This window comes from Armatimonadota bacterium, assembly GCA_013314775.1.
Taxonomy (GTDB): domain Bacteria; phylum Armatimonadota; class Zipacnadia; order Zipacnadales; family JABUFB01; genus JABUFB01.
The window spans coordinates 277,520-301,984 of record JABUFB010000005.1; the positions used below are offsets into that span (position 1 = coordinate 277,520).

Consider the following 24,465-nt stretch of genomic DNA (forward strand, 5'->3'; position numbering starts at 1 on the left):
CCCCGGAACGCTTCTATCGGGTCCACTCGCGCCAGAGCAGGTTGTAGTACTTTAGCAGCCGCTCGGGCTCACAGCTTTCGGGCATCTCGATGTTGCAGAAACCCGTGAAGCCCGACTCCCGCAGGATCCGGATCATCTCCCGGTAAGGGTAGTCCTCATACAGATCGTGAATATGGCACTCGCGGACCTTCGCCACCAGCGGCCGCAGGTATGTTTCCACGGACTTGTTCACGATGTCTGACTGGTTGCAGTTCCAGCAGACACCCACCAGCGGATGGTCGCACACGTCCATGATGGTCTTGATGTGCGGCGGGTGACAAGTGCCCCGGCCGTGAACTTCCAGCCAGATCTCCACCCCGTATTCTTCAGCGAACTGGCCGCACTCCTTGAGCGCCATCCCGATCTGTTCCAGCGTCTCCTGCTCGCTCTTGCCTTCGGGGAAACCATTGGGTCTTACCTTGACCCCCACTGCCCCCGTGTCCTTTGCGAGTTTCACCCACTCCTTCGTCTCGTCGATTTGCCGCCGGAGTTCATCCGGATCGGCCGTGTGATACTCGCAGGTCGTTCCGAAGCCGAAGAGCACCACGCCGCTCTCCTGGAACTTGGTTTTCACTGCTGCCCGCTCATCCTGTGACAGAGATAGCTCCACCCCGTGGGCGTGGGTCGTCCGCAGTTCGCAGCCCTCGAACCCCGTCTTGCGGCACATGTCGATCAGCGTGTCAAGGTCCCAGTCCTTGGCGACCTGGTAAGTGACCATTCCCAGTCTCATCGGTGACCCTCCCTTGGCTCATCCATGCAGCTGTCTCATTCTTCGCCTCAGTCCGCGCGACCTGTCTCCGCCAAGATTCTTAGCATGTTCTCGTAGCAGGCATTGGTGAGCTCCTCCGGTGACATGCCCTTCGTAGCCTCGACGTGGGGGATCACTTCCATCATCAGCGGGCCCGCGTAGCCCACCTCGTCGAGTGCGTCCAGCACGGCCGGCCAGTTCGTCGTGCCCATTCCAGGCGGAAGATGCTCGTCGATGCTCCCCTCGCCATGATTGTCGTGCAGGTGTACGCTGCGCAGTTGCGGCCCCGACATGCGGATGCCCTCCGCTGGATCCCTGCCCATCTGCCACTCGTGCCCGGTGTCCAGCACGATCCCCAGCCCGTCCTCCCCGGCCAGATCAACAAAATCCAGCAGATCCTCGGGGTCGAAGATCGTGAAGTTCTCCACCAGCAGGCGTATTCCGAAATCCTGTGCCACGAATCTCAGGCGCATCACTGCATCGAGCCCTACCCGCAGTCGCTCCTCGGGGTCATTCTCGGCGGTTGACACCTGGTGAACCACGAAATGCGGGATTCCCAGCGCCGCGAGGCCCTCCAGGCAGCGACAGTGCACATCGAACGCCTCCGCGCGCTTTGCCGGGTCGGGGTCCGCCAGGTCCACCATCGCTGAAGGCGAGTGTGCCGACCACAGGACCAGCCCGAGACTGTCCGCGCAGGCCCGGATCCGCTCCAGTTCATCGTCCGGCGAATCGAGGAACGACGGCCTTGACTGGTCGCTGTACTCGACATGGGTGAACCCGGCCTGCGCGATAATCTCCAAACCCTTGTACACATCATTGCCCGGCGAGGACACACAGCTTGAGGCCGCAAGGGAAGACAGTCCCAGGCGCTTAGCCCAGCCGCCGCCGTCCCTGCCGCGGGCCCGGTTACTCTCCGATAATCCAGTCAATCTCCAGCTTCCCTCCATTCTCGGGTCCTGCAACTGTGGGATCCAGTCGGATCGCCGTGATTCTTTGCCCCTTCCACTTCGGATGCTCCGCCACGGGTATGGTGTACTCGTGCCATTCCCCGTCCGGCTGGATAGCGAAGTTCAGGTACTTGTCATCTGCATATCCGGGCTCCACATCCGTTGTCCAGAAGAATTGGGCGGTGGGTGCGCCGCCAGACAGCCTCATGCGCACCTTGATGGTGCTGTACAGGTCCGGCGCGATATTCAGGAAGCGCCGGCACATCAGCGGGTCGGCGCGGCCCAGGTCCAGCGAAAGGATGCCGCCTGTAACCTTCGGCGAACTCAGCGAGCCGAAGTTGCCCCAGCCCTCAAGCTCGCCATCCTTGTCGAATTGGAATGCGATCTTGTCTTCTACCACGGGTGGATCGGGATACTTGAACTGTGTCTCCAGCTTCAAGAGCCTGCCGCCACCGGGTTCCAGCGTCATTCTCACCGCGTTCCCATCCACATCGACGGTCTGCCCATCCGACGCAGGCACAAGCGAAACGCCGGTGACGTGGGGCTTGAACCGCGCCTCCACGTCCGCCGGCTCATCGTGGTTGCTGTTGGTGATCATCGCATACTGCGCACCCTGTGCATCTTGGAAAAGCCCGACCACCAGAGGGACATCCGTTTCGAATCGCACAATTGCGTCCGTTCCCAGCCTGGTGCAGCCCGCCGGAATCTGATCGCCCGTGTGGTAGACGCCAGTGGACGTAAGCCCCAGCAGCACCTTCCCCAGCCGCTGTATCTCGAAGTTCAGCTCGCGCACGATGGGGTACAGCCGCGCGGGATTTCCCTCGCTGTCAACGATCGCGACCTCCCCTTTTTCCAGCCACGATGGGTCGGTCCAGTAGGTGAACCACAAAATGCCTTTCATGCCATACGCCAGGGATGTGTACACCTGCCATCGCATCTCGCCTGCCGTCGGGTCACGGTAGCTCAGGTGGGGCAGGGCCAGGATGATGTTCCACGGGGGCACTCCGTACTGCAGGGCGGCATCCCGGATCAACCGCAGATTCTCGAAGTAATCCACGCGATCCTTGCCGTTTTTCAGGAGGCAGTAGTGGTCGTAACTCAGCACCCTCGCTCGGGTGATGCTGAGGAACTTGTCCAGATGATCCGCGTATGTCGGCGTCCCCAGTTGATCCACCGAGGCGTAGGTGGGGAAGAGGTTGATGTACGGCAGGTGTGCGGGGTCCAGTGCCTCCAGTTCGCGGCTGATGAGCCCCAGCGCCTCGAATTGCTGGTAGTTCGGCTCGTCCATGATATAGTAGCCATATAGGGCCGGATGGTCCCGGTAGTCCGCCACCACCGCCGCGAGGGTTTCCTTCCACTTCGCGCTTGCGGTCATCTGCCAGTCAATGCGCGGGTCCACCACCAGCGCCTTCAGGCCGACCTGCGCGCACAGGTCAAGCTGGGCTTTGTTCTGCTGGATCGAGTAGCCGCCCCTTGGCCCCGCGAACGTGAACCCACAGTCCTTGACCCTCTGCCAAGTCTCCAACCTGTTCTCGCTCGCAGGCGGGCCGAACCAGTAGCTGATCGGGAACTCCACGGGGGCCCAAGCCTGCTGGGCCAGCGCGGGAACTGCGAGCATGAATGGGAGCAGCCCTGCCTTGATCATAGTTGCCTCCTAAACGGGGACCGGAACTCGTGACGTGTTCAGGCCACAATGGACAGGAGACAGGTTCGCGTGGCCGGCTCTCGGCACCTTCGTGGGACGTACATTGGGTAAACTGCGCCTCGCGTGGTGCTCACTAGTGAAACCGCTGTTTCGAGACCCAGTGACACCCGCAACGTATCGAAGGGCTGACATCCGAGTTTGCGCTGGGACGAACTCGGGGCCTATACCCAATGCGCGTTGCATGCAGGCTGCGCTAACCCGGCTCGCACGCCACCCGAAAGCCGCAGGGGAAGAAGGGGATGCCCCAGGGGCGATCATACATGCGCAGCGCGGCGCGGATCGTGTCTGCCGGCGTATCCCATGCGCCGCCCCGGATCACCTTGCTGCGACCGGTCTCCGGGCCCCTCGGGTCATCCACGGGGGATCGACTGTAATAGTCTGGCGCGAACCAGTCCGCGCACCATTCCCAGACATTTCCCAGCATATCCTGGCAACCCCACGGGCTCGCACCATCGGGAAAACTGCCCACCGGAGTGGGGTTGCCGAACTGTCGGCCACAGTTGCAGCGGCGGCAATTCGCCCGCACCGTCTTGCGCCACGGGAAGACGCGCTGGAAACCTTGCGCGAAGTCGGACGGCCTCTTCTCGTCTGCGTACGGCGCGGCATCTCCCCACGGGTAGCGCCTGCCATCGTCACCCCGGGCTGCTCTTTCCCACTCGGCCTCGGTCGGCAGCCGGTAGGTCCGCCCGACCGCGAGGGAAAGCCACTCGCAGAAAGCATTGGCATCGTTCCAGGACACGTGACATGCAGGCAGGCGCTCATCGAAAGCGCCAAATCTCGCTGCGGGTAGACCGTCCGGCACATAGCCGCTCTCAGCGAGAAACGCGGCATACTGTCCCACCGTCACCGGGAATCGACCAATCAGGAAGGCTCCGAGACGCACCGTATGCGCCGGGCGTTCTCTGGCCTCGACGTGGTCCACACCGAGCCGGGCCGTGGCGCAATCGCGAACGGCGGACACCTCCGTGCCCATGGTAAACTCCCCGGCCGGAACCGCGATCAGTTCCAGCCCGTACTCCGCCATGGACGCCGCTCGACCGTACTCGTCGCCCGCCATGCTCAGCAGCGCCGATCACCGCCTGTCTGGTTTCTCACTCCGCACAGGCAGTATCGGCTCGGACAGGCACAGGCTGAAACATTCACCCCCGGCGCGGTCCGTCTGTGCCGCGCCGCTACTCAGTACACACCGACCTCGTGCAATGCCTCGACCATCGCCACGACATTCTCCGGCGGAACATCCGCCTGGATGTTGTGCACTGTGTTGAACACATACCCGCCGCCGGGCATGAGAGCCGACACGTTGCGCCGCACATCCTCTCGGACCTGGTCCGGGGTCCCGTTCGGGAGCACGCCCTGGGTGTCGACGCCGCCGCCCCAGAAACACAGGGCATCGCCGAAGTCACGTTTCAGCCCAGACGGCTCCATTCCTGTGGCCCGTACATGCACCGGGTTGAGGATATCCACGCCGATTTCGATGAAATCCGGGATTATCTCGCGCACATTGCCGCACGAGTGAAACAGCACTTTCGCGTGGGGTGCCGCGGCCTTCATTGTGGCGAGAAGCTCGCCAAGGCGCGGCTTGAACACTTCCCTGAACTTCGCCGGCGGCACAAGCTGCGAATCCTGGGTGCCATAGTCGTCGGCCTCCAGCATGACGTCAACCAGATCCCCAAGCTCACCCAGCGCCATGCTCCAGAAATCCAGCTTGATCTGCAGGATCTTGTCCAGCAACGCGCGGGTCACGTCTTCGTCGATCATCAGATCGCACAGGAAGTTCTCCATGCCTCGCACCCGGCATGCCACTTCACACAACCCCGCGCAGACGCTCTTCAGCACAACCGGATACCCTGCGGCACGGTATGCCTCAGCCTTCGCCCGGAGCCCCACGATGCGCGCCGGGTCGTCACCCTTGGGCCAGGAGTGCTCCTCGATCCGGCTGACCGACGCAGACATCCCGCCAATCGGGCTCTTCACAAGGCTGTAATACAGACCCTCATCCTTGGGCATTCGGTGAACGATGCCCCACTCGTCCAGGTACTCCCAGTAGTCGCCGACGTCGGCTACGGGAACGGTGATGGTGTTGCTGGTCACGGGGAACAGGCCCCGCACATCGATGCCCAGGCGCTCCACCACGTCCTCGTCCGGAAGCGCGATCTGCTGGACATCGTCCACGATGGTCGGCTCTACCGCGGGCAGTCCCAATTGCTTACGCAGGCCCTCATACGCCCGCACGGCGATGCCCGTTACATGAGTGCTACCCATGTCCAGCGGCACCCGGTCCGGCTCCCTGTGGTCCAGAGTGGTCAACAGTCTGTCTCGTGCAGTCATGCGCAGATCGCACCTCGCGTAAGTCGCCCGGATCTCCGGGCGGGAGCTGTCAGTACAGTTCCGCCACCGGCTGCAGGGCTTCGTAGTCGAAGACCACCGCCATCGCCTGATTCTGCGTCTCAAACCCGGCTTCCTCCGCAGCCGCAACCGGGTTCAGCCCCGCCGCAACCACGAAAGCCATTCGCCCCACGTCGATGTCCAGTTCCATCAGAGACTGGTTCTCCCCGGCCGCCGCGATCACTCCCCGCAGCCTCCATGCGGCCATTTCGTCAATCAGGCTGAGCACATGCTCGCGCGCCGCGGACGGGCATGTGCGCAGGCCCGCGCCCACTTTCCCCGAACCGGTAGCCACCGCCTCTCCCGCCGAGGTCGCACGGCCCTTGATGAAAACTTCCACCGGGTCCACGGATGTGCCGCCGTATCTTATGATCTCCGTGAACCGCGCCGGCTCGTGCCCGCTGATCTCCACCAGCCCCCCGAACTCCGAATTCACCGGGATCCCGTGGCTCAGCAGGATTCCGTTGATAGTCACACTGCATACCGTGCCCAGGGCCGTCATGCCTCTTGGCACAGCGAAATCCCCCACCCGTTGTCCCGGGCCCAGCACCGCCACCAGGTCACTCGTGGCGAACCGCGAGTTGAACACCGGGCGCATGATGCGCAGGGCGGCATCGAAGTCGGCCTGCCGGAACAGGGATAGGTTCAGAATCACGCTTCCAGTTCCGCGCGCGATGTCGAAGGTGGTCAGGTACGACAGTGTGTCGATTCTCGCCAGCGTGAGAGCCAGCTTGTCCGCAACCCGGGCATTCGCAAGTTCCCGCCGCCCCTGCTCCGTCAACCTGCGGCCCATGCGCCCCAAACTTTGCGTGAGCCCACGTTCATCCAGCGCCTGGAGGTAGTAACGCACCGCGCGCTCCGTCAGGTCGATGCCCTGGTCACTGAGCCGGCGCGCTATTTTTGAAGCCCCCACAGGCTCATTGAACCCGCCGAGCACCCGCAGGATCGCATATTCTTTCCGTCCTATTTCCGGCAAAGCGCACACCCCCAGCCCAATTTTGGGCCGAATAACTTCCGGATATAAGGAAGCTCTCACGGGGAAGTTGTTTCGTATACGTTTCTGATGCCCGATAATTGCCCCTTATCTTCCGTTGACAGCCGTACCGGGGCAGTATAGACTCGCCATACTCTTTCCGGCAAGCCGTTTCCCTTGTGAGCCAAAAGGTATCCTACTCACCATGCACAGACTACCGCCTTTCAAGATCCACGCTGCCTGCGGCACCTGCGGGATCATCGACCGCAAGCGCAACCGTTTCCGGGTCCATGACCTCGTCAATGCCATGGCGAATATGCGCGAACGCGGCAATGGCCTGGGTGCAGGATTTGTCGCCTACGGCATCTTCCCGGACCACGCCGACGACTACTGTCTGCAGACAATGCTCCTGGACGCAGCGGCACTTGACCGCACCCGCGAGTACCTGAACTCCGTCTGCACTGTTGTCCATGATGAGGTCATCCCCACCCGCAAGACGGCGACGATCACCGATGAGCCGCTCCTGTGGCGCTTCTTTGTCCAGCCGCTTGCGGAGAAGGTCGCGGCGAAGGCCGAATGGACGGAGCAGGACTACATGGTGGATGTGGTCATGACCATCAACCGGGATATCGACGGTGCCTATGTGGCGTCCAGCGGCAAGAATATGGGAATCTTCAAAGGTGTCGGCTATCCCGAGCCCATCGCGGAATACTATCGTCTCGAGGACTACGAGGGCTACATCTGGATCTCCCACACCCGATTCCCGACAAACACCGGGGGTTGGTGGGGCGGCGCACACCCATTCGGCATTCTTGACTGGTCTATCGTCCACAATGGTGAAATCTCTTCCTACGGGGTGAACAAGCGGTACGTCCAGTCCTGGGGCTATGAATGCACGTTGTTCACAGATTCCGAGGTCATCAGCTACTTGTTCGACCTTCTCTGCCGCAAGCACGGCCTGAGCATTGAGATGGCATCTCTGGCCATGGCCCCGCCCGAATGGGAGCAGATCGACGTCGAGCAGCAGCCCGAGCTGAAAAAACTGTATTCCGCGATGCGTCAGGTCTACCCGGGCGCGCTGCTCAACGGTCCCTTCGCAGTTATTGCCGGGCACGAGGGGGGCATGGTCGGTCTCAGCGACCGCCTCAAGTTGCGTCCGCTTGCGGCCGCCGAGAAGGGCGACAAGGGCTACATTGCCAGTGAGGAGGCGGCCATCTGGGCCGCTGCGGGGCAACCTGACCGTTCCTGGCCCATCGACGCCGGGAAACCAGTGCGGTTTGACCTACAGGAGGCATAAGAAGGTTGGCTCTCTCAGTTCTTGCACCTGAATTCATCATCAAACGCGACCCTGACCTGTGCATCGAGTGCGGGGTCTGCTCCCGCCAGTGCTCTTTCGATACCCACACCATCGATCCCGAGGACGGCTCCATCACCTCCGATGCCATTCGTTGCTGTGGCTGCCAGCGCTGCGCATCACTATGCCCCACAGGCGCCCTCACCATTATCGAGCGCGAACTCACAGGCAGATCCCACCCCAACTGGACCCTCGGTGCCCAGCGCAACATCGCCCGTCAGGCCGAGACGGGTGGCATGCTGCTCACCGGCATGGGCAGCGACAAGCCTTACAAGAACATCTGGGACCACCTGGTTCTCAACGCATCGCAGGTCACGAACCCATCCATTGACCCGCTTCGCGAGCCCATGGAGTTGCGAACTTACCTCGGCTCCAAGCCCGATCGGGTTGAGTTCGACGACGACGGAAACCTGCTGAGCGAAATCGGTCCGCTGCTGGAACTCGATGTGCCCATCATGTTCTCGGCCATGTCTTACGGGTCTATCAGCTTGAACGCCTGTAAGTCCTTGGCTGCCGCCGCAGCCCAGTCCGGCACCTACTTCAACACTGGCGAGGGCGGCTTGCACCGTGACCTGTACCAGTACTCGGACCGCGCCATTGTGCAGGTCGCGTCCGGGCGTTTCGGTGTGAACCCCGAATACCTGGCCCACTCCGCGGCAGTGGAGATCAAGATCGGTCAGGGCGCCAAGCCCGGAATCGGCGGCCACCTGCCTGGCGAGAAGGTCACTGCGGACATCTCCCAGACCCGCATGATCCCAATGGGTGCCGATGCCATCTCACCGGCTCCCCACCATGACATTTATTCCATCGAGGACCTCAAGCAGCTCATCTACGCGCTGAAAGAGGCCACCAACTACACCAAACCGATTTCTGTGAAAATCGCCGCAGTCAACAACGTCATTCCCATCGCCAGCGGGTGTGTGCGGGCAGGGGCGGACATCGTGGCTATTGACGGCGTCCGGGGCGGCAGTGGCGCAACACCCACTGTCATCCGCGACAATGTGGGTATTCCCATCGAGTTCGCAATTGCCGCTGTGGACAGCCAGTTGCGCAAGGAGAACATCCGCAACCAGGCATCGATCGTGGCCGCCGGCGGGTTCCGCAACAGCGCAGACATCATGAAGGCAATCGCCCTGGGAGCCGACGCGGTCTACATCGGAACTTCGGCACTGATCGCTCTCGGCTGCCACATGTGCCAGAAGTGCTACACCGGCAAGTGCACCTGGGGCATCGCCACCCAGGACCCGTACCTGACCAAGCGCTTGAACCCGGAGATCGGCACTCGCAGGGCCGCCAATCTCCTGCGCGCCTGGGGCCTTGAGATGAAGGAGATGCTGGGTGGCATGGGCATGGACAGCATCGACAGCCTGCGCGGTAACCGCGAGATGCTCCGCGGCATCGGGCTGACAAAGGAAGAGTTGGAGATCCTTGACGTTGCACCGGCGGGGATGTAGAGACGGCGGACGGCTGCCTCATCCCGTCGATCCCCCTCTTCTTCTCCCGCTTCGCGGGGTCAGGATGGTGGGGAGGGAAGGCGCTTGCCGGCCCGAAGCGCATACGCCCAACTCGATTGTTGGGGCGGGTTTGGCCGCGGCCGTACTCGCCGTCATCTGCCAATAGCTATTCACTGTTCACTATCGGCTATTCACTCCATACTGCGGTGACCGCCTCATGAAGCGCATATACGCGAAAGAAGACTACTGTATCGGATGCCGGCTCTGCGAGATCTACTGTATCTTCCAGCACTCCGGCTGCGATACGCTGGTCAAGGCCTTCTCTCAGAAGGACTGCCTGCCCGATCCAGCGGTGCGCGTGGAGGAGGACGGAGCCATCTCCTTCGCTCTCCAGTGCCGCCATTGTGACGATGCACCGTGCGTCGCCGCGTGCATCTCCGGAGCCATGACCCGGGACCCTGAGACCGGCGCAATCAAGCACGATCCCGACAAGTGTATCGGCTGCTGGAGCTGCGTCATGGTCTGCCCCTTTGGGGCGATCCAGATAAACCTGGAAAAGGGCAAGGTCAGCTCCAAGTGCGATCTCTGCGGTGGCGACGTAATGCCGGCATGTGTGGCCCACTGCCCGAACGAGGCGTTGGTCTATGAGTGAGAAGAGATACGACTACCTGATCATCGGCAACTCCACCGCGGCCATCGCAGCGGTCGAAGCGATCCGCGAGGTGGACCGCGCGGGCACACTGGCGGTTGTCTCGGACCAGCCCGAGCACTGCTACTGCTCCCCGCTTATCACCTACTGCCTCGCGGGCAAGATCCCCGAAGAGCAGTTGGATTACCGCCCCGGCGATTTCTATGAGAAGGCCCATGTGGACACCATTCTCGGCGCGGCTGCAACCGAGGTCAAGCCGGCGGCTCACGAGGTCGTTCTCGCGGACGGCCGTGTACTGGGCTATGGCAAGCTCTTGCTGGCCATTGGCGGCGTGCCTTTCGTGCCTCCCATCCCCGGGTGTGACCTCAGCGGCGTGTTCACATTCACCCGCCACGAGGACATGCGCCGGGTCCAGGAGTTCATCGACGGGAATGTGGTCCGCCAGGCCGTGGTCATCGGCGCGGGCATGATCGGTGTGAAGGTCGCGGAAGCCTTCGCTCACCTCGGCATAGAGACTACAGTTGTCGAGCTTCAGGATCGCGTCCTGCCACTTGCGCTGGATCAGGTCGGCTCACAAATGGCCCAGCATGTCATGGAAGAGCATGGCATACGTGTTCTCACCACCGCGGGAGCCACCAGCATTGGCGGCGGCAGCGGCAAAGTGCAGTCTGTCACCCTCGACACCGGTTCCCGCCTGCCTGCCCAGATCGTGGTCGTGGCAGTGGGCGTGCGGCCCAACACCGCACTCGCCGAACACGCGGGCATCAGCGTGAACCGCGGCATCCTGGTGGACGACCACATGCGCACCAGCGACCCCGACATCTACGCCGCCGGGGACTGCACGGAGGGCTTCGACCCGCTCCTTGGGGAGACCCGGCCCATCGCCATCTGGCCGGGCGCGTACATGCAGGGTGAGGTCGCGGGGCGCAACATGGCCGGACAGGACGACGGCTACGTGGGGAGCATCCCCATGAACTCCATCCAGGTCTGCGGACTGCCCACCATCTCCGTCGGACTTACCACGCCGCCGGAAGGCGCCGAAGTCCTTCAGTACAAGTCGCCTGACGGTAAGCGTTACCGCAAGTTCTTTATCCTCGACAACAAGATCGTCGGGGCGCTTTTTGTTGGCGAGATCGACCGGGCGGGCATTATCACCGGCCTGATCCGCGACGGTAAGGATGTCTCCAGCTTCAAACAGAGCCTCATCGAACGGGACTTGGGCCTGCTTGCGCTGCCCAAGCATTACCGAAAACACATGGTCAGCGGGCCCGGGATCGAAGTATGAGAATCGACGCCACTGGACTTCACTACCGCCAACTCAATGATACAATCAAGGCCGCCATTGCCCAGGGCGAGACAGAGTTTGACCTGGTCAATGTGATCGGCCACAGGTACATCGGTTGCGGCATTGCCGCGCCTGTAGTCATTCGCATCGAAGGCATTCCCGGCAACGATCTTGCGGCCTTCATGGACGGTCCGCAGATCTACTGTTCCGGCAATGGGCAGGATGGCATCGGCAATACCATGAACGATGGCCTTGTGGTCGTCCCCGGCCACGCCGGCGATGTCATGGGTTACTCCATGCGGGGCGGCCGGATCTTCGTCCGCGGCAATGCTGGATATCGGATCGGCATCAATATGAAGTCCTATCAGGGTCGCGAGCCGGAAGTCGTCATCGGCGGCCGCGTCCGAGACTTCTGCGGCGAATACCTCGCGGGCGGCAAACTCGTGGTCCTGGGACTGGACCTGCCTCCGGGTGAGCCTATCGTCGGCCGCTATTGTGCCACCGGAATGCACGGCGGGCGCATGTATATTCGCGGCGAAGTCGCTCCGGATCGTGTTCGCAAGGGCGTCTCGGTGGAAGAAGCCGATGATGATGACAAGGAAATCCTGCGGGGGGTTCTGACCCCCTACTGCGCCCAGTTCGGCTTGAACGTGGAAGAACTGCTCGCCGCGCCCTTCACGCGGATCTTGTCCCAGACAACCCGACCGTATGGCCAACTCTACGCCTATTGAACGCACGCCCGGGGTGCGGCTCGTAACACAGCCGCGCCCCTCAGCGCGTGCAGTGCTTGTGGTTGACCTGCCGCCGGCACTGCACGAGACCTTCGCCCGTCCCCTCCGATCCCTTGACCTCGAGCCCATTCAGGCCAGCCGTCCCGAAGAGATACGTGACGTTCTTTTCGACAACCAGATCGCTGCTGCGCTTGTCCATTTCGGGCGAGATGTGCCCCGCGGAGCCGCGCATGCCCGAGCCTTGCGGAAACACCCCGCCGGCCGCGATTTACCGCTTCTCGCCTTGCTTCATGCCAGTTCCCTTGCGGGGTTCCCCCTGGACTGCGGCGTCGACGAGCTGTTGATCCTACCGGTCACCGCCGAGGAAGTCTTCCTGCGCCTGCGCTTCGTATTCTGGCGAACCAGTGGCGGCGAGGCCGAGGGCGTGCTGAAAATCGGTAACGTCACCATCGATGTTCCAGGGATGCATGTACGCGTGAAAGGCGTTTCGGTTGAGCTCACCTACAAGGAGTTCGCGCTTCTTCGCTATTTCGTGGAAAACGATGGTCTGGCCTTGCCCCGGACGCGCATTCTCGATGCCGTCTGGGGCGAGGACTATTACGGTGGCGACCGCACCGTTGACATTCACATCAGGCGCCTGAGGGCCAAGCTGCCCGAACTTGCACACTGCATCCAGACTGTGCATGGCGTGGGCTACCGCTTCGTCGCATCACCCGAGACGGTATAGTTCAGCCACAAGTCACGCAGGACAGCGCCGCGTTTGCGCCGAATCTGCTCCCCTATGATCCGATCCTTGTTGGTCTGCCTCCTGGCTATCGGTGGGTACTGTATCGGGCTTGCCGATGTGGACATCGGGCCCTGGGTATTCATCTATGGTGTCCACGACCCAGCCGCGATTGATCGCCTCCCGGCACTGGGCTGCAACGTCGCCTATATCGCGCCCGAGGTGGTAGACACCATCGGCCTTGGAGCCGGCGCCGACCTCATCGATCGTGCAGGAGCGGCGGGGCTCAAGTCAATCGTCGCAATTCCTACGGTTCTCAATGTACCGGGGCGCCTGCCATCCGCGGGCGGCGAAGCTTACCGGGAGTGGGTCACCGGCGTCATTCGCACGGTGGTTGAACGTTTCGGGGACAACCCCAATGTGATTGCCTGGGCCACGGGGGATCTGCTCGAGGAAGCCATCGACTACAATGAGTCCGACTTCCGCGCCTTCTTACAGCGCCGATATTCCTCAATCCAGGCTCTCAACACAGCCTGGGAAGCTTCCTTCGGCGACTTCGGCCAGGCCAGCCAGAACGAAGCGCGGAAGATTGACGAGACAATGCCTCTGGGTGTGGGCAGAGCTTCGCTGGATGTCGCGGATTACCGTCTCAAGGCTTTCCACGACGTGATGCAGCACTGGGCACGAACCATCAAGGCCCTCGATCCGAACCGGCCGCTACTCACGGGCCGTCTCTCGCGCTACCGCTCCTGCCTCGCGGTGCCCGACGAGTATGACATCATCTGCCCCTGGGCCTCGCCCGACACCCTTGAATCGGATCTGCTTGCCCACAATATGCACGCAGTCGCCATCGCCCGCCGCGCAGGGAAGTTCGCCGTCATCCCCTGCCTCGACGTGCCGCTTGACGAGGTGGCTTCAAAGCGAGGCGACCTGCAGCGCTGGATCGGCCTCGCGGGGATCCACGGGGCCCGGGGCATCGGCCTCGCGGACTGGTCACGGCTGCAACTCAGCCCCGCGCCGGCGGTGGTCGAAGCTGATGTTCAACGTTGTGCGGCCGCCGCACTCACCGGGGACACCCTGCGCATCAGTCCGATCTCCGGGTTCGCTATGCTCTACCAGCCCTACGCCGGGGGACTGTCCACCGCCACCGGACCTGCCTACGGGTTCATCGACGGCCCTGCCGAGGGTGAGCCGGGTTCGCCCTTCGCCGATTTCCGCCTGGGCTGCCGCTTCGGCTTCCCGGAGTACCTCACGCTCGATGACCTCACCGCCACCAATGTCTCGCGCTACAGCGCGATCGTCGCCCCTGTGGCGCTGGGCCTTCCCGAGCCGGTCTCGCGCCAGCTGTCGGACTACGTGCGCGAGGGCGGCGCGCTCATCACCGATCTCGGCGCCGGAATGCGTCAGACCGGCTCGTGGCTTCACCTTCCCGAACTGCTTTCGTCCACCTTTGGCATCCGACGCCTGGTGCAGATGCGTCACGAAACGGGCGCGAATCTGCGGGTAAGCTGGGCGCCGCCATGGCTGCCCTCGATGCTGCGAGGGACCCAGACGCGAGGTACCTTCCGCGACCTGTCCGTCGGCAGTCCCCGCGCAAGCGTCTCCAGCGGAGTGGATAAGCGGCGCGAAACATCAGGTCCGGCTTCCCAGAGCAAGTCCTGGCATGTCTCTGGCCCTGTCTGTTTCGCCGATCTCGACCAGAGCGCAGGCGCTGTCGCCGTGCTCACCACCGCCGCTGAGGAAGGACGCCGGGTTATCGCCGGCATCATCGGTAACCAGTGTGGAGATGGTGTAGCCCTGTTCGCTACCCACCAGCTGTGGGCCAACTGGCAGAGCAGCGATCCTGTCTATGCAGCGCTGCACCACGATCTCCTGGCGTCACGTCCGCTCGTGGAGATTGTGCAGGCGCCTTTCTGGACCGCCGGCCTGTGCGCCACCGCCACGCAGGACGGGGTTGCGGTGTTCAATGGGACCACAGAAACTGCATCGGCCGATGTGATTGCCCACGCCGCATCCGACGCGCTACACCGCAACTGTGTCTGCACATTCTCCGCCTTTGCCCGTACACCCCAGGGGCTTCGCTCCGGTGCGGTGCAGTTGTCGGTAGACGTACCGGCCTTGAGAACAGTCCATTGCCCACGCACGCCCATCACCCTCGAGCCATACCGGGGCACGTGCGCGGCAAAGCTCCTGGAGTATTCCCGGCAGCGGGTTCGCTTCGAGTTTGGGGGCACGGGAGCGCCGATCGCCCCTGGGCCTGACGGGGTACTTGGGGTGGGTGAAGGCGAAGACACCGTCGTCCGCTTGCGTCTGCGAGACGGGGACTATGCGGTAAACGTCGGTTCCTTTCACACGATAACCCTCGACCATGGGCGGGGCCGGGTCGAGCGTCTGCAGGTCGAATCAGGGCTGAACCGGGCTCTGGAAGTGACCCTCAACGCCCGGAAAGCGCTGGTTACAGTGGAGCCCGCGAGAAGGTGAGACCGCCTACTCGCCCTGGAACGCCACCCGAGTCCGCGCCAACAAGATGCCGTTGCGCTGGTGGGTCCAGATGCCCACATAGCCGTCTCCCAACGGATCCGGGTCATCGAACTCCAGGGCCTTCTTGCCATCCACGTAGTACGTCAGCTTGCTCCCGAAGCGCTCAATGCGGCAGTGGAACCAGTGCCGGTGGAAGGTATTCAGGTCCCCGCCGCTGGTGGGATTTTCGAACTTCACCGCGGTGGTCTCCGCAACCGTCTTCCCCTGTCGAATGATCTTGCTGCGGGTGTTATTGTCTCCGGCGAGCACGAAGGCATACCCGCTGCACAGGTTCTCGCCATCTCCGCAGATAATCCCGTTGATGTCGCTGGGATGGCTGTATCCGGGGGATCGCGGCAGATCCATCATCATGCATGCCCAGAATTCAAAGACCATGTCTCCACTGAACTTCCGCTTGTTCCAGATAAGCGGCGTTTCGGCGTCTCGGCCGCAGAACCAGGACCATTGCGGCTGGCAGTTCCAGCGGTCCGAGATCTCCCACAGGCCATCCTGGGGACGCCAGTCGGTTGGTGCGCCAGAGAAACTCGCGTCTACAATGTTCGGCGAGGTCAGTGTTACGTTGTTCAGGTTGACGCCCACTCCGCCCAGCCTCAACGCAACCCAGGGCGCCTCGACCCCGTCCGGCACTCTCGCCCACGCAAACGCCTCCCCGTCCAGGCGCGCGGTGAGTGTGCCCCCGCGGCGCTCCAGCACAAGCATCGGGCTCTTGTCGGCGGTCTGAACCTTCCCGCTAACGCCGTCCACGGATTCGGCCGGGCCACAGGAGATAAACTGCTCATCACGCTGCGAGCTCACCTGCACCAGGCTCGGGGCCTCGGGCAGCTTGTCCAGGCTGTCGGCCATGCACAGGTCAATCGTGCCCGTGCGTCCCACGAAGTATTCCAGTTCCATGCGCAGGACATAGTCCCCCCACGCCGGAAGGGTATAGGCATATACCCGGTTCCCCAGCGCCTGCCAGGAAGCCAACGGACGGGCCCAGTCGGCCATCGTGTCTTCTTTGGCGAACTGCTCGGTGATGGATACGGGCGGAGCCGGTGGGTCGAGGAAGCGCACCTCCATATTGTCGAATGCCGCCACAGTTTGCCCCGTGCCTTCCACGTAATACCCCACTTTGCCCGCGGATGCCCGGTTCACGTCGACCGTCTCCAGCACCCGCTGTCCATCCACGCTGACGCACACCAGTTGTCGATCCAGCGTCACTCTCACCGGATAGGTTCGCGCCCGATCAAAAGGCTGTGGGCGGGTTGCGAGCACTTTGCCCTTGCCGTCTTCAATTCGCCAAAGCTCCTGCCGGATCTCAGTCGGATTATCGTGGGACGGCCCCCAACGGAACAGGTAGTAATTCTGCCTGTCCATACAGCCGAAGCAGAGGCCTACGGAGGTGGCCGACCAAGGCAGCACGTCCGCCGACAGCTCATAGTTCTCCCAGGCGGTGCACCCCGTCAGCGCGATCCCCAGCTTGTGTTCGGCGTCGGGGCTACCGCAGAGCCGGTCGTCATGGATCAACCACCTCCCCGCGAGCTGATCCACCGGCTTGTCTCCCTGTGCCGAGTATCCGTCGCTGAAATGCCGGTACGGACGTAGCACCACGTCGTCGAAATAGGCCCTTCCGCAAGCCTCCATGTACAGGCCGATCTGACCCTCGCCGAAAGTGTCATCACGCGCGGAGCAGACTACCTGTCCATCTACGCCGGCATCCAAGAACCCATCATGGGCGCGGACTTTCAGCTCAGCCCACTGGCCCTTTACAAGGGAGCATTCCGCATCGGCGAGACTGCGCGCCTTGCCATCAACAACCGCGAGCAGTTCCGCCCGGGGCTTCTCCGTCGCGCCCGCCTCCGTGACCGGAACTCGCAGCAGGTAGTAGTTCGCCTTGTCCTGCGCATAGAACGCCAGACCTACGAAACCTGGATCTCTCGCCTTGACCGCGGCCCGAAACTGGTAACTATCCCAAAATCCCATCCCCGCCAGGGCAAGCGCGCGTGCGCCCTGCCCGCCGTACGAGAACGGATTGGCGCTCTTGGTCGCCTCCACCTGACGGTTCCGCGTTTCCGGCAAGGATGTGCTCCACTGCCCCTCCACCGTCTCCCAAGGGTTCGGTTCGTCCGGCGGCCGCGCGAAGTCATCGTCGAACACCATCTCGCCGATAGGCTGGGTGTAGACCTCCCCGACCTTCAGGCTCGAGGCCTCGTAGCCGATCCGGTCGCCGGGGGAAAAGTCCTCGTATGCCGCGAGCACGCAGTGCCCGTTCATCAGCACCCGGATGCTCCAGGCACGGCGCTTGATGGTCAACGCCAACGGTGTCTCCCCAGCCTCGGGCACCGCAGCGCTCGAGGCCAGTTCGTCCTCCTCGCCGTTGCGCCGCATGCCAAGCCGCAGGCCATCCGAGCCGGCTTCGAAGTAGAGGTGATTCCCTTCGTCCTTGTAGCAAAAGACCACCCTCAAGCGGCCATCAGCCCGCAAAGCAGCGGGTTCCGGCAGCTCGACACGGATGTCCACTTCGCCCGCGACAGGCTCGTCCAGGAAGGTAGTCGCGGCCAGCGCGGGAGTAGCGGCAGCCAGTGCAGCCAAAACAGCTGCAGAGCACGCCAGGAGCAGGCGCCGGCGGTAATTCATGGTCTCACCCTCTGCGGTGGGTCGCTTCTGTGGGAGCACAGCATCCAGATACCCCTTTGACACGTTAGCCGCGCGCATAGTTCACCGTGATGTTGGCCTGCAATGAGGGAATCCAGGAAACCAAATGGGCCGGGGCTTTGTTCGTCTCCCTTGGGGGTTGCGATATGCCACCCCCGGCGCATGCATTCGGCCCATATTTGCGGGCTCTGCGGAGTGAACTGATCTGAGAGGCTGGAGAATCGGCACTATCGGTGGCATTGCCATCGAAATCAACAGCTCGTGGCTCATCATTTTCGCCCTCGTGGTGTGGGACCTGGGCCGTCACGCCTTTCCGCAGCTCAGTGCTACCGGCCGCGAGTATCTCGCGTACGTGGCAGCCCTCGCCACTACGCTGCTTTTCTTCGCCTCAGTCCTGCTCCACGAGCTTTCCCATTCCTTTGTGGCGCGGCGCATGGGCATCGGGGTCAGCCGCATCACCCTCTTCATCTTCGGCGGCGTTGCACAGGTCGATGAGGAGCCGAGGACGCCCCGCCAGGAACTGCTTATATCCATCGCCGGACCTGCCATGAGCGTCCTGCTGGCGGCGGTCTTCGGCGCCGTGGCAATGCTCCTGCGCAATCGGTGGGGCACCACCATTCCCGGTCTGTGTCTGGAGCGTGTGGCGCAGGTCAACCTGGTGCTGGCGATTTTCAACATGGTGCCCGGCTTTCCCCTGGATGGCGGCCGCATCCTGCGCTCCCTCTTGTGGATGGGCTGGTCGGATCGGGTGCGCTCTACCCGTGTCGCCTCGGTCTTCGGACAGATGGTCGGGTACGCCCTGGCCGGCATTGGGGTTCTGCAAGGCGTCGCCCTGGCCTCCCCCTGGCTGGGTATCTTCTACGTGGGCATGGGCTTGTTGCTGGCGTCCGTTGCCCGGGGCACGTATAGGCGCGAATTGGTTCAGGCAGCCCTGGATGCCACCCCCGTGTGGCATTTCGCGGTGCCCCCCGAACTCAGTTTCCCGCTGGGTACGCCGTTGAGCTATGCCGCGCCATATCTCCTGGCGCGCGGCGGCGGAATGCCTGTCCCCGTGTTGCTCGACTCACAGCCTGTCGGCATCCTGTCCCGAGACCCTGTGGCGGCGATTCCTCCCTGGCAATGGACCCAGTTGCGCGTCGAGGACGTCATGGATACACTGCGGGAGGAGATGGTGCTGCGCACCAGTCAGTCCGCGAGTGCAGCCCTGGACCGTATGCAACGGGAAAACCGTTCCAGCCTGATGCTGGTGGACCAATGGGGCAATTTCGGAGGCATCGTCACTGCCGCGAGTCTCCACGCTGCCCTCGCGTCCATGCAGGGCTGAAAGCCGCTCACTCACCCCGCGATCCGGAGCCCACAGATGACTGGCTTCCAGCCTCGCACGTACCGTCGATCCATGAAGGCCGCCGACCTCACGGGATTCCGCCTGGTCGTGGCCGAATCCGACCTGCATATCCAGGTCGCTACCGGGTCGGGCGAGACGGGCCACGGATTGTTGGAGCAGTGCCGCGCAACAGCCCTGGCAGCAACGAAGGCAGTTCGTCGCGAGATCGCCGCGGAGATCGCTCTTCGCCCGGAGTTCGGCACCAGTCTCAAGCCACTCGACATGCGCCCGGAGTCGCCCGACCCAGTCGCGCAGATGATCCGCGCAGCCGCACTGGCCGGCGTCGGTCCCATGGCGGCGGTCGCCGGCACGGTTGCCGAGTTCGTTGCGCGCAGCCTGTCTGCCCTGGCGAGCGACGTCATCGTTGAGAATGGGGGAGACCTGTACATCATCACCACGAGGCCCCGCACCATCGCCATTTTTGCCGGCGATTCCCCCCTGAGCAACCGGGTGGCACTCCAGTTGCCTGGCCCGTGCGAGCTGTCTGTCTGCACGTCCTCCGGCACCGTCGGCCACTCACGGAGCTTCGGGAAAGCCGATGCCGCCCTGATCGCGTCTGAGGATGGAGCCTTCGCCGATGCCGCTGCAACGGCCCTCGGCAACCGCGTGAGCTCGCCGTCGGACATCGAAGCCGCCCTGGAATGGGCTGCAAGCCTTGACGGCGTCCGGCAGGCGCTTATAATCGTTGGCAGTGCCATGGGCGTTTGGGGTGAGCTCGAGATAGGGCGGGTCTGAACCGCATTCGCCGCATTTCATACTTGACACATAGACAATAATCGATATACTCTACGCATCATCCTCTCCAGAGGCGTCACGACGGAGCACGACTGCGCGAAAGGAGGCGCTTTGATGAGCCCGGTTGGAAACCTCACAGAATGGTATTACCGGATGGGCATGCCTCGGCGCCGGGCCTCCGGCGCCATCCTGCGCAGTCGCGTGGCTGTTCCGTCCAGCGCGGCCTGAGATATCAGGCCTGCCAGCCCCGGTCCAGCCTCCGACTCAAGTCTTCCCTGATTCGTTCTGTACGTTCCCAATCACCACCGAGACACAGGGACAGTGAAGGAGGCATTCACCGTGCCCAAGACTTACGCTGAGATCAACGAGAAGATACGCAAGGGCCAGGCCGTTGTCGTCACCGCCGAGGAAATGATCGACCTGGTGGAGGAAGAGGGCGTCAAGAAGGCCGCCGAGAAAGTGGACGTCGTCACCACCGGCACTTTCGGGCCGATGTGTTCCAGCGGCGCAGTACTCAATACCGGGCATTCCACTCCCCGGATGAAGATCAGCAAGGCGTGGCTCAATGATGTCCCCGCCTACTGCGGCTTGGCGGCCGTGGACCTGTACATCGGGGTCACCGAGCCCCAGCAGGATGACCCGCTCAACACCGTCCACCCCGGCCAGTTCCGCTACGGCGGAGGTCATGTCATCGAAGACCTCATCGCCCGCAAGGACGTGCGCCTTGTGGCTGAGGCCTACGGCACAGACTGCTACCCGCGCAAGGCGCTGGACACCTGGATCAATGTGAAGACTTTGAACCAGGCGTATCTACTCAACCCGCGGAACAGCTACCAGAATTACAACGTTGCGGTGAATCTGAGCACCCAGCGGGATATCTACACCTACATGGGCGTGGTCAAGAAGGACCTGGGCTCGGCCAGCTTCTGCTCGGCAGGACAGCTCAGCCCGCTCCTCAACGATCCCTACTACCGGACCATCGGCATTGGCACCCGCATCTTCCTTGCCGGGGCGCAAGGGTACGTGTACTGGGAAGGCACTCAGCACAGTCCCTCCGAGGCGCGCGGGGAGAACGGGGTACCCAAATGTGGATCAGGCACCCTCGCGGTGGTCGGCGATCTCAAGGACATGGACACCGAGTTCTTCCGGGGCGCCAGCATGCTCGGATATGGATGCACGGCGGCAGTCGGGATCGGCATCCCGATCCCGATTCTCGACGAGGAGATGGCCCGGTACACCGCGGTCAAGGACGCCGACATCGTGGCACCGGTCGTCGACTACAGCCATAACTATGGGCACAACGAGGGCAAGCCTCTCGGCTATGTGAGTTACGCGGAGCTCAAGAGCGGAACGATCAACATCAACGGTCGAGATATCCCGACTACCCCGCTGTCCAGTTACCGCAAGGCCCAGCAGATCGCCGGGATCCTCAAGGAATGGATCGCCCGGGGCGAGTTCTTCATCCAGGAGCCCATTCAGCTCCTGCCGACACCCGACACGGGGCAGAAGTTCAAGCCCCTCAAAGAGCGCCCGGTCAGCGGAGGTGTGGCGTAAATGGAAACCCGAAGAGTGGTTCTGCGCTTCCCGAAGCATCTGCTGGACAAGCCCATCACGTCTCAACTTGTGCGCCAGTTCGACCTGGAGTTCAACATCCTGCGTGCTGACATCACCCAGGAGTCCGAAGGCCTGCTCATCATGGGGCTCACCGGGAAGAAAGCCAACCTCGAGAAAGGCCTGCGCTGGGCGCGCGAACAGGGCGTTGAGATTCAGCCCCTATCCAAGGATGTGGTGCGCAACGAGAAAGCCTGCACTCACTGCGGAGCCTGCATCAACGTCTGCCCCACCGACGCGTTGACCATCGACTTGGAAACGCGCGATGTCATCTTCAACGCGAATCGATGCATCGCCTGTGAGCTCTGCGTTCCTGCGTGCCCCTTCAGGGCCATGGAAGTTGCGTTCTGATCAATTGCGGCCGTTTCTGACCTCCATCTGGGCCCGGCGCGGTCTTACGTGACCCGCCGGGCCTTCTCGCATCTCCCCGCTGAAATCTTCAGGATTGAAGTTGTACTCTACTGGACATACTACAGTAAATAGTATATAATCGCGGTCACTGTCGTTTGCTAAGGAGTTGATCACGATGAGAACCACGCTCCACTCCGTGCTTCGCTTGGTTCTGGCCTTGGGTCTCATCGCTGTACTCACCGGGGCGTATGGCCAGGAGGGTGCTCCGCCACGTTACCCGATTGCCGTGACAGACACGGACGATCTGGTGCAGCTGGCCACTATCGGGGTGGTCGCCGACACTTTCGGCTACGACGGGCTGGAGATGCTCTACCAGGTCCGCGCCATGGACATGCCCACTGCGGACATCATTCCTGTGTTCACCCTCTCGTATCTGTCCGGCGAGAGCTATCGGAGAGTGGTGGAACAGCGAGTGGAGGGCAAAACCTGGGCGCAGATCGCCGAGAACCTCAAGATTGAACTTGAGGCCTTCAATGACCTGGTGCTACCTGCTTCCTTCCGTTTCACCACACTCTCGTCGGTTCCTGACGACGTCATGCTGGACATGATGACCTGTTCCGCCCTGGCCTTGAGTCTCGGGCAGGATCCAGACCGCATCATGGACCTGTACCGGAAAGGGTGGCACCCTCTGGATGTCCTCACTGCCGCCCAGATTGCTCACCGCAGTGGCCGCCAGGTATCGGTGCTGCTTAGCGGCACACCGCGCGCCATCGACTGGTACAAGGTAGCGCGTGATGCCGGCGTTGATCTCGCGCGGATGGCCGCTGAAGGCGGCCGCTTGCGGGACAACATGGAGCCGCTGGTGCGCGAACAGGCGCAGCGCAGCGACCTCGAAACCCGTTACGCGCTTGAGATCGCGGCTGAGAACTACAAGGTTGCCTACGAGACGGTGCGAGATGTCCGCTACAGGTATCTTCTGAGCCCTTCCGAAGTGGTTATCACCTTCTACCTCTCGGATCTCGGTCCGTATGATCCGTACCGTGTTGCCCGGTATTATGTCTGGGACGGCTGGCGCAGTTGGGGCCCCACCATTGTGGGACTGGGCATCCCGCGCAGGCATTTCGCGGACTGGTCTATCTGGGTTGGAGGCTCAATCGACTTTCTGGCGATTGACGCCTGGGTGCTGCGCGATGCGCTCCTGGGCCATGCACTGTACCACGGAGGATTTGTGCCCGTCCCTGTATACAGCTACTATGATCCCTGGTTTACCTGGCGCGATGCCATTTTCTACGGTGGCATCTACCACAGGCACCACGTGCCCTTCAAGGAGTATTACCAGTGGCGCCGATCGGGCCGCAGCTGGCGTGATTACCCGCACTACAGCAGAGATCGCGCCGACTATCAGCGTGAGACCGACATCCTGCACGGCAGGCGAGTAGGTATCATCGAGGGACACAAGAGCTACGAGCCGCCTCGCGCGGCTGTGCACCGCAGCCCCGTTGGGCCGGAATACCGCGGCGGCACTCGGGGCCATGCGCGCGCGTACGAGCCGCCTATCACCCCCGGCCTGATCGAAGGCCGCAAGTCGGCGCCGCCGAACCAGCGGTACCAGCCCGCGGGCCGTCCCGGTTACGACAGCAGGCCGGTACCCCGCTACGGAGATCAGTCCGGTCCGCACTTCGAGGCCCCGTCGGGTCCGCGCCGAGACGTCCCATCCGGCCCGCGCTATGAAAGCACGCCCACGCCTCGCTTTGAGGCGCCATCCGGCCGGCCTTCCGAGACGCCAGAGCGGCCAGGCGGGCAGCCCGACAGATCCTGGTCTTTCGACCGGGGGAGTGACATCCACGTGGGTGGTGGGCCAGTCTACAACGGTCCGCCGCCCGGAGCCACGCGGTTCGGTGAGTTGATCGGTGCCCCCAGCGGTTACGGCAGCGCGCGCCGTTTCGGCAGCCCGGGCTTCGGTACATCGCGTCCTGGAGGAAGCTCTCCCTGGAGCGGTTCACCGGCTCGACCGTCCTGGTCCTCGCCCGGTGGATCAGCCAGTCCTTCGTGGTCCCCGCCGAGAAGTTCCGGTCGGCCTTCGGGTTCCGGCTATGGGCTGATTACGGGCAGTCAGTCCGGCGCCAGACCGGCCACCGCACCTTCCGGAGGCCCCAGATCCGGTGGCGGACGCCGGCGCTGACGACGACCCGCCAGTAGCCACGCATACAAAGAC

19 protein-coding genes are annotated in these 24,465 nt (G+C 62.8%); 12 read left to right on the forward strand and 7 right to left on the reverse strand.

Annotated features, from left to right (window positions below):
• Positions 1-13: 13 nt before the first annotated feature.
• The 6 genes from HPY44_05445 to HPY44_05470 form a co-directional block, all read right to left on the reverse strand.
• On the reverse strand, positions 14-769 hold the full coding sequence (locus HPY44_05445; GenBank protein NSW55436.1) for a sugar phosphate isomerase/epimerase: 756 nt from the start codon (positions 767-769) through the stop codon (positions 14-16).
• 47 nt (positions 770-816) lie between these two features.
• Positions 817-1,716 carry a sugar phosphate isomerase/epimerase gene (locus HPY44_05450; protein ID NSW55437.1) on the reverse strand — a complete coding sequence of 300 codons (900 nt, stop codon included), beginning with the start codon at positions 1,714-1,716 and terminating at the stop codon, positions 817-819.
• A complete protein-coding gene (locus HPY44_05455) occupies positions 1,694-3,379 on the reverse strand; it encodes a hypothetical protein (protein NSW55438.1) in 1,686 nt (561 codons plus the stop codon). Before HPY44_05455 ends, HPY44_05450 begins: the two co-directional genes overlap by 23 nt.
• 253 nt (positions 3,380-3,632) lie before the next feature.
• Entirely contained in the window at positions 3,633-4,496 is an 864-nt protein-coding gene (locus HPY44_05460) for a formylglycine-generating enzyme family protein (protein NSW55439.1), read from the reverse strand.
• A gap of 119 nt (positions 4,497-4,615) precedes the next feature.
• Complete coding sequence (locus HPY44_05465; GenBank protein NSW55440.1) at positions 4,616-5,392, reverse strand: hypothetical protein; 777 nt, start codon at positions 5,390-5,392, stop codon at positions 4,616-4,618.
• A 424-nt stretch (positions 5,393-5,816) separates the two neighbouring features.
• Complete coding sequence (locus HPY44_05470) at positions 5,817-6,800, reverse strand: DUF128 domain-containing protein (protein ID NSW55441.1); 984 nt, start codon at positions 6,798-6,800, stop codon at positions 5,817-5,819.
• 202 nt (positions 6,801-7,002) lie between these two features.
• On the opposite strand from HPY44_05470, the gene HPY44_05475 reads away from it, so the two are divergent.
• The 7 genes from HPY44_05475 to HPY44_05505 all read left to right on the forward strand — a co-directional run bounded on the left by HPY44_05475 (position 7,003) and on the right by HPY44_05505 (position 15,475).
• The gene (locus HPY44_05475; GenBank protein NSW55442.1) at positions 7,003-8,094 is read left to right on the forward strand and encodes a glutamine amidotransferase family protein; all 1,092 of its coding nucleotides are present in this window, start codon (positions 7,003-7,005) and stop codon (positions 8,092-8,094) included.
• Positions 8,095-8,099: 5 nt separating this feature from the next.
• On the forward strand, positions 8,100-9,605 hold the full coding sequence (locus HPY44_05480; GenBank protein NSW55443.1) for an IMP dehydrogenase: 1,506 nt from the start codon (positions 8,100-8,102) through the stop codon (positions 9,603-9,605).
• Positions 9,606-9,822: 217 nt separating this feature from the next.
• Positions 9,823-10,257 (forward strand): 4Fe-4S dicluster domain-containing protein, encoded by a 435-nt coding sequence (locus HPY44_05485; protein ID NSW55444.1) that lies wholly within the window; start codon positions 9,823-9,825, stop codon positions 10,255-10,257.
• Positions 10,250-11,539, forward strand: a complete 1,290-nt coding sequence (locus HPY44_05490) for an NAD(P)/FAD-dependent oxidoreductase (GenBank protein ID NSW55445.1) — start codon at positions 10,250-10,252, stop codon at positions 11,537-11,539. The genes HPY44_05485 and HPY44_05490 overlap by 8 nt, the downstream gene beginning before the upstream one ends.
• Complete coding sequence (locus tag HPY44_05495) at positions 11,536-12,270, forward strand: hypothetical protein (protein ID NSW55446.1); 735 nt, start codon at positions 11,536-11,538, stop codon at positions 12,268-12,270. The genes HPY44_05490 and HPY44_05495 overlap by 4 nt, the downstream gene beginning before the upstream one ends.
• 58 nt (positions 12,271-12,328) lie before the next feature.
• Positions 12,329-12,997: a response regulator transcription factor gene (locus HPY44_05500; protein ID NSW55447.1), complete on the forward strand. Its 669-nt coding sequence runs from the start codon at positions 12,329-12,331 to the stop codon at positions 12,995-12,997.
• Between the two features lie 54 nt (positions 12,998-13,051).
• Positions 13,052-15,475: a beta-galactosidase gene (locus tag HPY44_05505; protein NSW55448.1), complete on the forward strand. Its 2,424-nt coding sequence runs from the start codon at positions 13,052-13,054 to the stop codon at positions 15,473-15,475.
• A gap of 6 nt (positions 15,476-15,481) precedes the next feature.
• Here the strand turns inward: HPY44_05505 and HPY44_05510 are convergent, their stop codons facing one another.
• Positions 15,482-18,151: a hypothetical protein gene (locus HPY44_05510; GenBank protein NSW55449.1), complete on the reverse strand. Its 2,670-nt coding sequence runs from the start codon at positions 18,149-18,151 to the stop codon at positions 15,482-15,484.
• Between the two features lie 370 nt (positions 18,152-18,521).
• Between HPY44_05510 and HPY44_05515 the strand changes: the two genes are divergently transcribed.
• The 5 genes from HPY44_05515 to HPY44_05535 all read left to right on the forward strand — a co-directional run bounded on the left by HPY44_05515 (position 18,522) and on the right by HPY44_05535 (position 24,432).
• Positions 18,522-19,493 (forward strand): site-2 protease family protein, encoded by a 972-nt coding sequence (locus tag HPY44_05515; GenBank protein ID NSW55450.1) that lies wholly within the window; start codon positions 18,522-18,524, stop codon positions 19,491-19,493.
• A gap of 36 nt (positions 19,494-19,529) precedes the next feature.
• Entirely contained in the window at positions 19,530-20,288 is a 759-nt protein-coding gene (locus tag HPY44_05520; protein ID NSW55451.1) for a UPF0280 family protein, read from the forward strand.
• Positions 20,289-20,609: 321 nt separating this feature from the next.
• Positions 20,610-21,842 carry a hypothetical protein gene (locus HPY44_05525; protein NSW55452.1) on the forward strand — a complete coding sequence of 411 codons (1,233 nt, stop codon included), beginning with the start codon at positions 20,610-20,612 and terminating at the stop codon, positions 21,840-21,842.
• Positions 21,843-22,250 (forward strand): 4Fe-4S binding protein, encoded by a 408-nt coding sequence (locus HPY44_05530; GenBank protein ID NSW55453.1) that lies wholly within the window; start codon positions 21,843-21,845, stop codon positions 22,248-22,250. It abuts the gene before it with no gap.
• A 175-nt stretch (positions 22,251-22,425) separates the two neighbouring features.
• A complete protein-coding gene (locus HPY44_05535) occupies positions 22,426-24,432 on the forward strand; it encodes a hypothetical protein (GenBank protein ID NSW55454.1) in 2,007 nt (668 codons plus the stop codon).
• The last annotated feature ends 33 nt before the right edge of the window (positions 24,433-24,465 follow it).